This window comes from Kribbella jiaozuonensis (genome assembly GCF_005233875.1).
Taxonomy (GTDB): Bacteria; Actinomycetota; Actinomycetes; order Propionibacteriales; family Kribbellaceae; genus Kribbella; species Kribbella jiaozuonensis.
In genome coordinates, this window is the sequence record NZ_SZPZ01000001.1 from 1265998 (window position 1) to 1278992 (window position 12995).

The 12995-nt window shown below is 67.2% G+C and carries 10 protein-coding genes; 5 read left to right on the forward strand and 5 right to left on the reverse strand.

The window, feature by feature from the left end:
• Positions 1–41 precede the first annotated feature (41 nt).
• Together FDA38_RS43610 and FDA38_RS06100 are read left to right on the forward strand one after the other, a co-directional pair.
• On the forward strand, positions 42–2645 hold the full coding sequence (locus tag FDA38_RS43610) for a DUF11 domain-containing protein (RefSeq protein ID WP_137253055.1): 2604 nt from the start codon (positions 42–44) through the stop codon (positions 2643–2645).
• A gap of 149 nt (positions 2646–2794) precedes the next feature.
• Complete coding sequence (locus tag FDA38_RS06100) at positions 2795–3745, forward strand: hypothetical protein (RefSeq protein WP_137253056.1); 951 nt, start codon at positions 2795–2797, stop codon at positions 3743–3745.
• 8 nt (positions 3746–3753) lie between these two features.
• Here FDA38_RS06100 and FDA38_RS06110 read toward each other — a convergent pair whose 3' ends face one another.
• From FDA38_RS06110 to FDA38_RS06125, 4 genes are read right to left on the reverse strand one after another with little or no spacing between them, the layout of a single operon-like run.
• Entirely contained in the window at positions 3754–5061 is a 1308-nt protein-coding gene (locus FDA38_RS06110) for a glycoside hydrolase family 32 protein (RefSeq protein ID WP_170989595.1), read from the reverse strand.
• The gene (locus tag FDA38_RS06115; protein ID WP_137253057.1) at positions 5058–5897 is read right to left on the reverse strand and encodes a carbohydrate ABC transporter permease; all 840 of its coding nucleotides are present in this window, start codon (positions 5895–5897) and stop codon (positions 5058–5060) included. The genes FDA38_RS06110 and FDA38_RS06115 overlap by 4 nt, the downstream gene beginning before the upstream one ends.
• Entirely contained in the window at positions 5894–6826 is a 933-nt protein-coding gene (locus tag FDA38_RS06120; protein ID WP_233714552.1) for a carbohydrate ABC transporter permease, read from the reverse strand. Before FDA38_RS06120 ends, FDA38_RS06115 begins: the two co-directional genes overlap by 4 nt.
• Positions 6826–8235 carry an ABC transporter substrate-binding protein gene (locus FDA38_RS06125; RefSeq protein ID WP_137253058.1) on the reverse strand — a complete coding sequence of 470 codons (1410 nt, stop codon included), beginning with the start codon at positions 8233–8235 and terminating at the stop codon, positions 6826–6828. Before FDA38_RS06125 ends, FDA38_RS06120 begins: the two co-directional genes overlap by 1 nt.
• 158 nt (positions 8236–8393) lie before the next feature.
• Between FDA38_RS06125 and FDA38_RS06130 the strand changes: the two genes are divergently transcribed.
• From FDA38_RS06130 to FDA38_RS06140, 3 genes are all read left to right on the forward strand, one after another.
• Positions 8394–9437: a LacI family DNA-binding transcriptional regulator gene (locus tag FDA38_RS06130; protein WP_233714553.1), complete on the forward strand. Its 1044-nt coding sequence runs from the start codon at positions 8394–8396 to the stop codon at positions 9435–9437.
• Complete coding sequence (locus FDA38_RS06135; RefSeq protein WP_137253059.1) at positions 9434–10813, forward strand: glycoside hydrolase family protein; 1380 nt, start codon at positions 9434–9436, stop codon at positions 10811–10813. The genes FDA38_RS06130 and FDA38_RS06135 overlap by 4 nt, the downstream gene beginning before the upstream one ends.
• A gap of 122 nt (positions 10814–10935) precedes the next feature.
• On the forward strand, positions 10936–11478 hold the full coding sequence (locus tag FDA38_RS06140) for a hypothetical protein (RefSeq protein WP_137253060.1): 543 nt from the start codon (positions 10936–10938) through the stop codon (positions 11476–11478).
• Between the two features lie 188 nt (positions 11479–11666).
• On the opposite strand, the gene FDA38_RS06145 is transcribed toward FDA38_RS06140, so the two are convergent.
• Positions 11667–12980, reverse strand: coding sequence for a S8 family peptidase (locus FDA38_RS06145; protein ID WP_170989596.1), 1314 nt, complete (start codon positions 12978–12980; stop codon positions 11667–11669).
• Positions 12981–12995: the final 15 nt, after the last annotated feature.

Genomic DNA, 12995 nt, shown 5'->3' on the forward strand with positions numbered 1-12995 from the left:
AAGCGACCGGGGGCGCCACTTGTACGACGGCCAACGGCCAGGTGCGCTGCCTGGCCGCGACGCTCGCCGCCGGGGACAGCCTGGTCGTCACGGTGAGCGGGACCGTCGCGGCCTCGACCACGCCTGGCGAGCTGCGGAACTCCGCGACAGCCACCGCCACCACGCCGGAGGATCCGACCAGGTCCGACAACACCTCGACCACGACACCAACCGTCGAGGCTCAGGCCGACCTCTCCGTGACCAAGACGGCCGCGGCAACGGTTGTCGCAGGCAATGAACTCACCTACACCCTGGCCGTCCACAACGCCGGTCCCTCCGACGCCGTCGGCGCGATCGTCTCCGACACCCTTCCGGCAGGTACGACGTTCGTCCGCGGAACTGGACCCGATGGCGACTGCACGCAGAACCCAGCGCTCTCCGAGCCCGTCGTCACCTGTCCGGTCGGACAGCTGGCCCCGGGCGACGATGCGACTGCCATCATCGTCGTGAAGGTCTCGCCGGACCAGCCCGCCGGGACGCTCGTCAACACGGCGACGACGAGCTCGCAGACTCCGGACCCGAACGACCAGAACAACAAGGACACCGCCGACACCAAGGTGACCACGGCCGCCGATCTGTCGATCGTGAAGACCGTGCAGCCGTCACCGTTGACTGCCGGAGCAGAGGCGGTCTACACGCTCACCGTCCACAACGCCGGTCCCTCAACCGCACAGGCCGTGAAGGTCTCGGACGACGTACCAGCCGGCCTCAAGGTGCTGGAGGCAACGACTGCCGACGGCACCTGCACGGTCTCCGGTGCCAACGTGAGCTGTGCGCTCGGGACTGTCGCCGCCGGCGGCAACGCGGTGGTCGTGATTCGGGTTGCGGTCGCGGCATCGCAGACGGCGGCGGTCACCAACGCCGGTTCGGTGACCAGTACGACGACAGATCCGGATCCGTCGAACAACGACGACTCGGTGACGACCGACGTCCAGCAGGTCGCGGACATCGAGGTCATCAAGACGAGCGACGACGCATCCGCAGTGGCGGGTGGTGGCTTGACCTACCGGCTGACGGTCGTGAACCACGGCCCGTCGGATGCGACCACGGTGACCGCGACCGACACCCTGCCGACGGGCCTGACCCTAATCAAGGCCGATCCCACGCAGGGCCAATGCACGCCGACTGGTCAGACCGTCAACTGTGCGCTCGGGACGATTGCCGCGGGCAACACTGCGACCGTAGTCATCACGGCAGCGCTGGATCCGGCGTACGAAGGGAAGTCGTTGGCGAATACGGCCACGGCGACTTCACCGGTGACCGATCCGGATCAGAGCAACAACAGCTCCACGGTGACGATCCCGGTCGAGACTCGTGCTGATCTGAGCGTCACGAAGACCTCGGATCCGGCCGGCGTCACGCCCGGCAGCACCTTCGACTACACGATCCTCGTGACGAACGCCGGTCCGTCGACGGCCCGTGCGGTCGTGGTGTCCGACACCGTGCCCGCCGGGTTGACTGTCAGTTCGGCGTCGAACGGCTGCACGATCAACGGTCAGAGCGTGCGCTGCGACCTGGGCGATCTGCCGATCGGGCAGTCGATCGTCTCGCTCCGCGTCCGGCTGGCCTCCGGGTACGACGGCGCGAACGTCACGAACAGCGCGACGGAGACGTCCTCGACACCCGACCCGAACCCGGACAACAACACGGACACCGCCGTGTCGCCGGTGACCGCGCTGGCGGATCTGGCGATCACCAAGACCATGGCCCCGGCCGAGCCGGTGTCCGGTCAGACAGTGAAATACACGCTGACCGTGAAGAACAACGGCCCGTCCGATGCCCGCCTGGTCGAGATCATCGACGAACTGCCACGCGGTCTGACCAAGGTGAGCACGAACAGCGGCTCCTGCAAGCTCCTACCGCCGGTAGCCCAAGGAGCACCGGACGCGCCCGAGGCCGGCAGAGTCGAGTGCGGTACGCCGTTGCTCGCCGAAGGCGCCACGATCACTGTCACGATCACCGCGACCGTCGTCCCCGGCTTCAGCGGCACGCTGGAGAACATCGCCCGCGTCAGCTCGGCCACCCCGGACCCGGTGATCGCGAACAACGAGGCGAAGGTCAGCGGCCGTACGACGCAGTCCGCGAACCTCAGCGTCCACAAGACCGCGTCCGCGACCACGGTCATCGCCGGAAACAAGCTGCGCTACGTGATAGCGGTACACAACACCGGACCGTCGTCAGCGGTCGGCGTGACGATCACCGACGAGCTGCCCGCCGGGCTCCGCCTGGTCAGCAAGCCGGATCGTTGCACTAACGGGCAGAAAATCACCTGTGCGGTAGGCCGGATCGATCCGGATACGACCGCAAAGGTCACGCTGGAAGTCGTTGTGGACCCCAATTACCGGAACTCGTCCGTGACGAACGTTGCCAAGGCCGACTCGACCACGCCGGACCCGGATCCGAGTGACAACTCGAGTTCGGTCACCGTCAAGGTCACCCCGCACCAGCCGGCCCGTCCGACCCCGCCGCCCAGCAAGCCAGGCGGCGAACTCGGCGACACCGGCAGCCCGGTCGGCCCCGGCCTGCTGCTGGCCGCGATAGGCCTGATCGCGGCAGGCATCGGCCTCATCGCGGCCGCCCGTTCGCGTCGCCGGACGAGGGCCTGACAAGCTCCGGCGCCCTCCAGCTGACGGGCTGGAGGGCGTCGGGCTCACGGATTTGCATCAACCGACGATCTATGCACTACTGATCCTCTCCCTCCGCTATAGTCGGCCCGACCTCGAGTTGATCGAGTCAAAATGGAGGGGGAACTCCTATGAACGTGAAGCGCTATGCGCTCGCCCTGGCCGGATTAGGCCTCATCGCCGCATCTGTCTCGTCGGTTCCGGCTATCGCCGGAAAGACGGACCCGAAGCCGTACACGTCGGACAAGGTCGCCCACCCGTCGCCGGTGAAGGCACTGGCCGCCGGCGGTCCGTGCATCAACTACGTGGGTGTGCCGACCGCCGCCGGCACCATGCAGGAGATCGACGTCACCCCGGGCACCAGCCCGACGGCGGTGGCGTTCGAACCGTTCGGCTACGTCGCTACCCGCGCCAACGCGACCTGGTACGGCGCCGTGAACGCGTCGCAAACGCAGACCTATTACTACGGCCTGCTGCTGCAGGGGGCGAACCTCTACCGCCACACGACCTACGTGCCGGACGAGAAGCCGCCGGTGCCCACCTTCACGAAGGTCGGTAACGGGTGGAGCGGCTTCAAGGCGATCGCTACCTCCAACTACAGCGTCGCGCAGCCCCGGCACGCGTACCTGTACGGCCTGAACACCAACAACAGCCTGTACCGGTACCAGATCGTCGGCGCGGGCTTCAAGGCGCTCGGTCCGATCCCGGGCTTCAAGGGGTTCAAGACGCTGACGGTGGTCAGCGAGTCCGCGACGTACGACACGCTGCTGATGACCACCACCGCCGGTGCGCTCTGGACCGCGCACATCCCGATCGCGGCCGGCGCGAAGCCGGTGATGAAGCTGATCCGCTCCTCGGGCTTCGCGGACTACGAATCCCTGGTCGCGCAGGGCTGCGGCACCCGCGGCGGCACCCTGGTGACCGCCGTCGACAACGCCACGCAGTCCGGGTTCCAGTACGCGTTCAGCAAGTTCAACGGCTCCGCGACCGCCATGACGGCGTACGGCAAGATCCCGGCCGTGTTCAACGGTGTGGACCACGTCTCGATCACCACGCACTACGACCAGCTGGTCGGCGAGTAGTAGTTCCATCACGGCGCGAGGCCCCAGTGTTGCGAGTTCGCTGGGGCCTCGACTCGCCACGGCGGTGGGGTCGTCGGGTACACGCGGGTGCTGAGCACCCGACCCGCACTGGTGAAGGCCTCGACCACCGAACCATCGATGAAGATCCGCACCGCCGGCCGGCCCGACGCCGGATCGAAGGCGTCCGTCACCTCCATCCGCCCGCCGTGAGCGAACGGCGAAAGGCTGGCGTGACTGCGGTCGATCGCGAAGGTATCGGCGTCCAGCTCAAAGATCAGGTACTCCTCGTCGCTGAAGTGGACGACGACGCGGCCTGAGCCTTCCGATACGACGATCTCGCACTGGGCACCGGGGGAGTCCATACGCAACGTATCGATCGTGGGTACGGGCGCGCTGCGCAACGACGAGTCAGCGCCGAGCCAGACGACGCGGGGGAGTGAGATGACCCCCGCCCAGCCGTCGGTCCAGCCGGGCCGGTCGCGTCCTTCGGTCAGCCAGCCGAACAGCAACGGCCCGAATCGACTCTCGCGTACGGCGGACGCCGCGTAGAAGTTCGTCCCGTGGTCCACGCGCTGTGGGACCGGTGGGGCGTCGGAGTCGAACGACAACACCTCCCCGGGTCCGCCTTCGGGCGACCACGACGCCACCACGGCGATCCGCCGGCCGTCGATCGTGAGCACCTGTGGGCATTCCCAGGCCGATCCCGTGTCGTGCTCGCCTGTGCGGCTGCGCGGGAGCTCGGCCAGCGGGCCGGCGGCGGTCCAGTTCTCCAGATCGTCCGACCGGTAGAGCGCGATGCTCGCGCCGCGGTCGACGTACCCGGCTCCGACTGCCATCCACCAGGTCCCGTTCTCCTTCCAGACAAAGGGATCCCGGAACATGACCGCCTCAGCTGGATCCGGCACTACCTGCCGCGCAGGCCCGAAGGACGCGCCGCCGTCGTCCGACACAGCCGTGAGGACGGATTGGTACGGGCGGCCCTCCACTCGCCCGGAGTAGAAGGCCCGGATCCGGCCGTCGTCGAGCACGGTGTTGCCGGACCAGCAGCCATCGGTGTCGAGCCCGCCCGGCATCGGCGCCATCGCCGGCCGGTGCAGGGTCCAGCGCACGTAGTCGGTCGAGGTGGCGTGCCCCCATTCGACCGGTACGTGCAGATCGAGCGTCGGCCGCGACTGGAAGAACAGGTGTACGTCGCTGCCGTGTTCGATCGGCCCGTTCGGGTCGTTGAGGTATCCGCTGGGCGGCCGGACGTGGTACGCGGGACGGAGGTGTGCCACCGTTCCGGCCGACCGGTGTGCGGACTGGGTCTGGGTCACCGTGAAGCTCCTGCCGTGATGCCTGCGATGAAGTATCTCTGGGCGAAGATGAACAGCACTACGCTCGGCAGGATCGCCAGTACGACGCCGGCCAGCACCACCGAGATCGAACCGGTGCCGAGGTTTCCCTGCAGACCGACCAGGCCCAGCGGCAGCGTGAAGTTGTCCTGGGTCTGCAGGAAGATCAGCGGCCGGTAGAACTCCGCCCAGAAGCCGGAGAAGTTCAGGATCGCGAGTGTGGCGATCGCCGGACCGGCCATCTTGGCGTAGATCAGCAGGAAGGTGTGGAAGTGGCCGGCGCCGTCGATCCTGGCCGCCTCTCCCAGTTCCTTCGGCATCTGCATGAAGTACTGGCGCATCAGGAACGTGCCGAACGCACTGCCCAGCGCCGAGACCACCAGCGACAACGGGCTGTCCGACAGACCGAGGTACCGGATGATCACGAACACCGGGATGATGATCGTCTGCAGCGGCACCATCATCGTGGCCAGGAAGATCCCGAAGATCACCGAACGGCCCGGGAAGTCGATCATCGCGAACGCGTAGCCGGACAGCGTGCAGGTGATGGTCTGGCCGATCACGATCAACCCGGTCACGATCACGCTGTTGAAGAAGAACCGGCCGATCGGGATCCGGTCGAACACCGCGCTGTAGTTGGAGAAGTCCGGGTGCAACGGGATCCATTGCGGTGGATTGCTGAACGCCTCGGCCGGTGTCCGCAGCGACGTGGTGACCGTCCAGAGAAGCGGGCCGAGGGCAACCATTGCGGCGAGGACCAGGACCAGGATGCCGATGATCCGGCCGATCCGGGCGAGGGTTCCGGTGGAGTATGTCATTGGTAGAACACCAACTTCCGTGCCGCCAGGAACTGCAGTCCGGTGATGATCAGGATCGCCACCAACAGCACGATCGCGATCGCCGAGCCGTAGCCGAACTGCAGGTTCTGGAAGCCCTTCTGGTACATGGAGATCGTCACCGTCGTGGTCGCCGACCCCGGGCCGCCCTTGGTCATGATGTACGGCTGGTCGAACAGCTGCATCGCGTTGATCAAGGCAACGACCGCGGCGAACAGGATGGTCGGGCTGATCAGCGGGACCTTGATCCGGAACAGCGTCCGCAACGGTCCGGCGCCGTCGATCTGCGCGGCCTCGAGGACGTCCGTGGGCACCGACATCAGTGAGGCGACGAACAGCACGAACGTGAACCCGACCTGCTGCCAGACCGCGATCAGCACGATTGTGGTGGCTGCGCCGATACCGCTCGTCAACCACGGCACGTTCGGGATGCCGAGCAGGCCGAGGTAGTAGTTCACGACGCCGAACTTGTAGTCGAACAGGTAGCCCATGAAGATCGACACGGCGGCCGTCGATGCGAGCAGCGGCAGGTAGAACGCAGTACGGAAGATCGTTCGGATCCACACCAGCTTGCGTTGGTTGACCAGTACTGCGAGCGCGAGGCCGAGCGTCAGTTGGAGTACGACGATCGCCAGCGCCATGCCGAGCGTCACCGCGAACGACTTGAGGACGGGGCCGTCGGTGAACAGCCGCTGGTAGTTCTCCACCCCGACGAACTGCGGACTCGAGATGACGTCCCAGGAGAAGAACGACAACCCCAGCGACGCGAGGATCGGGATCGCCGTGAAGACCGCGACGAACAGACACGACAGCCCGATCATCGCGAAGCCGAACGGAGCCTCCCGATGCGACGACGGATGCCGGCGGCGCTTGGTGATGGCAGCCGGCACCTCAGCGGCGGCGGCCGACATCAGCTCGCCCCCGCTGCCTTCTCGAGGTCCGACTGCAATCCGTCCAGCGCGGCCTTCGCGTTCCCGGAGGAGATCGCCTGCGTTGTGCGCTGGTTGAGGGCGGTCGCGAGTGCGTTGTAGTACGGCGGGGCCGGGATCGGAGCCGTCTCCGGGTGCTTGGTCAGCGTGTCGTAGAAGACCGACCAGTGCTTCGGCCCGGTCTTCGCGTACCGCGCGGCCGTCACCAGGGACTTGCGGCCGGGCGTGGTCACGTTGCCCGGGAAGACCAGGTCGAACGTGTCCGGCTTGACCAGCAGCTTCAGGACCTCCCAGGCGAGGTCCTTCTTCTTCGACGACTTGAAGATCGCGTACCCGCCCGCGCCGAACAGGTGCCGCTGGCTCTTCCACTTCGGGAACAGCTGGACGTCGAAGCTGCCGTTCTTCATCCCGGCGTTCGTCAGACCGCCGGCCCAGAACCCGCCGCCGATCGACATGCCGATCCGGTTCGAGGCGAACAAGCCTTGGAGCGTGCCGCCACCGCCGACGTCAGGGGACGGCGAGAGGCCCTTCTTGGTCAGCTCGATCATGTAGTTCAGGGCCTCGACGGTGCCGTCGGAGTTCGCGGTCGGCGCACCCCACTTCCAGCCGCCCTTACGGCCCGCGGCGGCCGGGTCACCGGCGTACGCCTTGTTCCACAGCCAGTCGCCGCCGTCGTACTTGCCTTCCTCGAGCAGGTTGGCGTTGTTGGCGTACATGAACGACGTCCAGCTGCCCCAGAGGCGGACCACCCAGCCGAAGGCGTTGATGCCCTTGAACTTGGCGATCTTCGTCGCCGCGGTCTCGAAGTCGTCCATCGTCCAGCCCTCGCTCGGCGGCACGACGCCGGCGCGCTGGAACAGCTCGGTGCTGTAGAACATGTTCCCGGCATTGAAGCTGTCCGGCAGCTCCCACAGGTGGCCCTGGTACATCATCGACTCGACCAGCGCGGGGTGGATGTCGGCGAAGTACTCCTTCAGCGCGGCGAGGTCCTTGGTGACGTAGTCGTCGAGCGGGACCGCGAGCTCCTTGGACGCCATCAGTTGCAGGCCCTCGGTGGCGACGCTGATGATGTCCGGCGGCGTTCCGGCCGCGATCTGGGTCAGCACCTTGGCGAGGAAGTCGTTCCAGTCGGTGCCGTTGATGGCCGAGATCTCGAACTTGATGCTCGGGTCGAGCTTGGTGATCTGCGGCTGCAACCGGTTCTGCAGCTGGGTCGCTGCCGCCTGCTCTCCGAAGTACAGCATCTTGAGTGACTTCGACGACGAGCCGCCGCCGCTGTTGCCGCAGGCGGCCAGATCGGCCAGCGCTGCCAGCCCGAGTCCACCGGCCGCCCCGGCCTTCAGCACGGTACGGCGAGCGATCGGGCCACTGGGGGGATGGATGCCTGTCATGGGTTCCTCCTTGGCCGCTCAGGTGGCCCGGCGAGCCACCCAATACGTATTGACCCGGGACGGTAGCAGTGGTGTACGGTGGGGCGCAATACGTATTGGGTCCAGCTGTGATAGTAAATTGACGGCGGCGACGAGGCCGTCGATCGTTAAGGGGGACCATGGCGAAGCAGCCGGCCGATCGGCCGAAGCGCGTGACGATGACCGATGTCGCGCGGCGCGCCGGGGTGTCCCAGCCGACCGTGTCGTTCGTCCTCAACGACCGCCGCGACGTCGCGGTGGCCGAGGAGACGCGGCGGCGCGTGCTCGAGGCCGCAGCCGAGCTCCACTTCGTGCCGAACCGGGCAGCCCAGTCGCTGCGGTCGAACAAGTCGTTCACGGTCGGCGTCGTGACGAGCGGGATCGTCTCCCAGCCGTACGCCGGCCTGATCGTGCTCGGCCTGCAACAGGTCGTCCAACCGGCTGGCTACGTCTGCATGGTCGTCGACACGACCGGCGACCCGGGCGAGGGCGACGACGCTGTGGCGAGCCTGGTAGGGCAGGGCGTTGCCGCGATCGTGTACGCATCGCTCGAGCCCAAGCCGCTGCATCGCAGCCCACGGCTCGACGGGATCCGGACGATCTTCGTCAACTGCTGGCCCGAGGAGGGCAAGGCCGACACAGTCCTGCTGGCCGACGAGTACGCCGGTGGTCGCGCTGCGGCCGCGTCCGTGTTCGACCGCGGGCATCGCGAGGTGGCCTTCCTGGGTGGCCCGCGCAATGACTACGCCTGCAAGGAACGTCGGCGTGGTTTCGATGACGCTGCTCGCGCGGCCGACCTGCGTCCGGCCGATCTTGTGCATCGGTACGGCAACTACCAGATCGGGTCGGGGTACGACCTGGCGACCGAGGTGGTGACCGAGCACAAGCCGACCGCTCTGGTCTGCGGGAACGACCGAATGGCGATCGGCGCGCTGCTCGCCCTGCACGCTCTCGGGCTGGACTGCCCGCAGGACGTCAGCATCGTCGGCTTCGACGATCAGCCTGATGTCGCCGACCAGGTCCGTCCGGGTTTGACCACGGCGGCGTTGCCGCACCTGATGCTCGGCCGCCGCGCCGGTGAACTGGTGCTTGGTGACCCCAACGATGCGCCGGAGCGGATCATCGTCGACTGTGAACTGATCGAGCGCGACTCGGTCGGCGCCCCACCGAAGAGGCGCAGATGAGCGGGTACGTCGGCGACGTCATCCCGTTCAGCTATGACGGCCGGATCTGGCTGTTCTACTTGCTGGACGAGCGATCCGACGCTCCCGCCGGCATGCCGTGGGCGCTCGTATCCACGACCGACTTCGTGGAGTACACCGACCATGGCGTCGTACTGCCCGGCGGTGACCGCGATGCGGAGGACTTCGACTGCTACACGGGAAGCGTGGTCGCGGACGGGTCGCGGCTGCATCTGTTCTATACGGGGCACAATCCGCGGCGGGACGGCGTACAACTGGTTTGTCATGCTGTCAGCGACGGGGATCCGACGCGCTGGACCAAGCTGCCCGACCTGACCTTCGGTGCGCCTGATGGTTATGTGCCACAGGACTGGCGCGATCCCTTCGTCTATCGGGTGGCGCCGGATCAGCCGTGGCAGATGGTGCTCGCGGCACGGTACGCCGACCGGCCGGATCGCCGGTCTGGTGTCGTTGCTCGGCTGACCTCGACCGACCTCGAGCGATGGACTCTGGCGGAACCGCTGTGGGAGCCGCACCGATACATCACCCAGGAGTGCCCGGACGTCTTCCAATGGGGCGATTGGTGGTACCTGGTGTACTCCGAGTTCAGCGACGCCTTCCAGACCCGCTACCGGATCTCGCGCGACCCGGACGGGCCGTGGCTGGCACCCGCCCGCGATACCGTCGACGGGCGCGCGTTCTACGCAGCAAAGTCGGTCGAGCACAACGGGCGACGCTTCTTCATCGGCTGGATCCCCACAAAACAAGACGATGCATGGCAGTGGGCCGGCGACCTCGCCGTACTCGAAGCCCATCAGTCGGCTGACGGCTCGCTCGCCTTCACGCTGCCGGAGGAGCTGCGCGCGGTGTACTCCGACGTACAGCACGTCTCACTCAAACCGGTCGACGGCGCCGCAACCGAGCCTGGTCAGGGTGCGACCGATCGGTACGCCGCGTGGATGGGCGACCCGATCCCCGCCGACTGCCTCGTCGAGCTGATCGTAGACGTTGCCCCAGGCACCCAATCCCTGGGCCTCCTGCTGCACGCTTCGCCCGACGGCGAACAGGCAACCATCCTCCGACTGGAACCCCAGCAGAACCGCGTAGTCCTGGACACCTGGCCCCGAGCTCGCACCGGCCCTGCCCAGTGGCAGGTCAGCGGCGACGTCCCCCACGCCGTCGAACTGGAACGCCCCTGCCCCCTTCCGCCCGGCCGCCACACCATCCAGGTCCTCTTACGAGGGACCACCGGCCAGGCGATCGTCGACGACCAAGTAGCCCTGTCCTTCCGCCGTTACGACCAAGGGCGACGCCACCTCGGCTTCTTCGTCGCCGACGGCCACGCCGACGTCCGCAGCCTCACGGTCGCCCGCCGCTGAGGTATCACGCCCGGCGGCCCTGCGGTCCGAGATAGCGAGCACTTTTCTCGACCGCAGGAGGCAACGTGAACACTCACGAGCCGGCTCCGACCGATCCTCGGAAAGAGGGTCTGTGGAGCCGGATGGGGACACTTGGCCAGGTCCTGGCCGCGGTGCTGGGCCTGGTGACCGCATTGGTGCCGGTGCTGGTGGCGACCGATGCGTTCGACGCGGGGGGCGGCAGCGACAAGATCATCCGGGTCCTACCGACCCAGCCGCCAACACAACCGACGACCCAGCCGACGACCGCGCCGACGTCGCCGACGAGCTCGTCGTCGGAGCCGGTGGACGGGGACATCGTTCTCACCGTCTCCGACCAGCTCACGGAAGGCGCGCTGGAGGAGCGGATCGACGTCGTCCTCGAGGGATCGAAGGTCGCGTCGCTGTATGCGAGCATCGACGACCCGACCGTGACGCAGCAGGTGACGGCCACGACGCCCGGGAACTACGACTACGTCCTCGACGGCAGGATCGCCTGGCTCGACGACTACGGCGTCCGGCAGGAAGCAAGCGCCAGCGGCCACGGCAGCGTGTACGTCGACGACGGTATGCGGCTCGACGTCTATGTGCAGTTCGAGAGCGGCGGCGGTATGAGCCTCTCCCTCCGATCCGCCAAGCAGTCCTGAGCTAGTCGACGGACGTGGCGGTGAGCCTGACGCCTCCGTTCGAGCTTTGATGCAACGCGCTTCGGTCGCCGTGGTCGATGATCGTGAGTTCTCCACTCACCCCGTCGACCACGACGCGCCGGCCACAACCGTCAACACACTCGAAGAGCAAGCCGGCCGGGCTCGCTGTGCACTCCATCCGATGCGTTCTAGCCATCCTTCATGACAGCACCGCACACCTGGTGAGGCAACAGAGCCGGTCCGACTCCGGGGATTGCCTGGCTGAGGGCGAACCGCAGTAGAACGTCTGCCGCCTGCGGTGCGTCCTCGCCGGTCGCGGACATCCGCGCCGCGATCATCCCGGCCACCAACGGCGTCGAGAACGACGTACCGCTCCAGCTGGCGATCCCGTCGAAGTGCCGGCGCTGCTTGGGATCGTGGATCGTGTTGTAGTCGCCGATCGCGAAAGCGTTGACCAGATCCTCGCCGGGCGCGTACAGGTCGACCCAGCCACCGTGGTTGGAGAAGTCCGCCCGCTGGGTCCCGTTCGCCGACAAGGCGCCGACGCCGACGACCCACGAGTACGCCGCCGGGTACGTCGGCAGCCGGCTCGTGTCGTTGCCGGCCGGAGCGACAACGACGATGTCGAGGTGCCGCAAAACGTCGTCGTAGAAGGCGCCGAAGGAGAGCATCGGCAGCCGCAGCCGGGAGTACCCGGCGAACTCGCAGACGATGATGTCCGCGCCGCCGTCGATGGCGTCGCTCATCGCCCGGACGACGTCGTCCTCGTAGATCAGCCCGGCGATCTCCTCGGCCCGCCTGACGTACACCTCGGCGCGGGGCGCGACGGCCCGGACGCAGCCGGCCACGAAGGTCCCGTGACCCGCGTACGGCCTGATCATGTTGGATCCGTCGAGCGGGTTGTCCCGATCGCCGTACACACCCGCCATCCACGGCCACATCCCCGGCGCGTAGTCGATCAGCCCGCCGTCGACGACGCCGACGACGACACCGTCACCGTCCCAGCCGTGCGTCCCGCAGCGGATCCCGTCGCTCACCGGCGGCACCGGACCGAAGGAGTTGGACGGTACGACGGCCGGATCGGTCGCCGGGCAGGGGTGCCCGCTGTTGGGGGACAACGACAGCCCGTGCACCGGGGTCGCCGTCCCGACGCCGTACTCCGCGTCGAGCAGGTCGAGAACCCCAGGCGTCCCCACCGCATTGCCGGACCATTCGAACTTGACGACTCCGGAGACCACCGACGAACGTTCGCTCCGGGGCCTGTCGGTCTCCTGGTCGCCCTGGTTGCCCTGGTCTCGCCGGTCTCCCTGGGCCTGATCGAGAATGGATCGCAGCGATACTTCGACCCGATCCGCGTCCCTCGTGCGGACGAGGATGCTGTTGCGCCGGTAGAAGTACTGGACACGTCCGTCCTCCCGCCATTTCGGCGGGTAGGCGACTGCGCGGGGGTCCTGTTGCAGGATGAGGTCGACAGCTTCCTCGAGGCGTTGTTGCTCAGACACGATGTTCCCTCCCTA

Bases quoted from the DNA above. Each gene is read 5' to 3' on its own strand.
- FDA38_RS06100 (WP_137253056.1), top strand. From the start codon at position 2,795: ATGAACGTGAAGCGCTATGCGCTCGCCCTGGCCGGATTAGGCCTCATC.
- FDA38_RS06115 (WP_137253057.1), bottom strand. From the start codon at position 5,897: ATGACATACTCCACCGGAACCCTCGCCCGGATCGGCCGGATCATCGGC.
- FDA38_RS06120 (WP_233714552.1), bottom strand. From the start codon at position 6,826: ATGTCGGCCGCCGCCGCTGAGGTGCCGGCTGCCATCACCAAGCGCCGC.
- FDA38_RS06125 (WP_137253058.1), bottom strand. From the start codon at position 8,235: ATGACAGGCATCCATCCCCCCAGTGGCCCGATCGCTCGCCGTACCGTG.
- FDA38_RS06130 (WP_233714553.1), top strand. From the start codon at position 8,394: ATGGCGAAGCAGCCGGCCGATCGGCCGAAGCGCGTGACGATGACCGAT.
- FDA38_RS06135 (WP_137253059.1), top strand. From the start codon at position 9,434: ATGAGCGGGTACGTCGGCGACGTCATCCCGTTCAGCTATGACGGCCGG.
- FDA38_RS06140 (WP_137253060.1), top strand. From the start codon at position 10,936: ATGGGGACACTTGGCCAGGTCCTGGCCGCGGTGCTGGGCCTGGTGACC.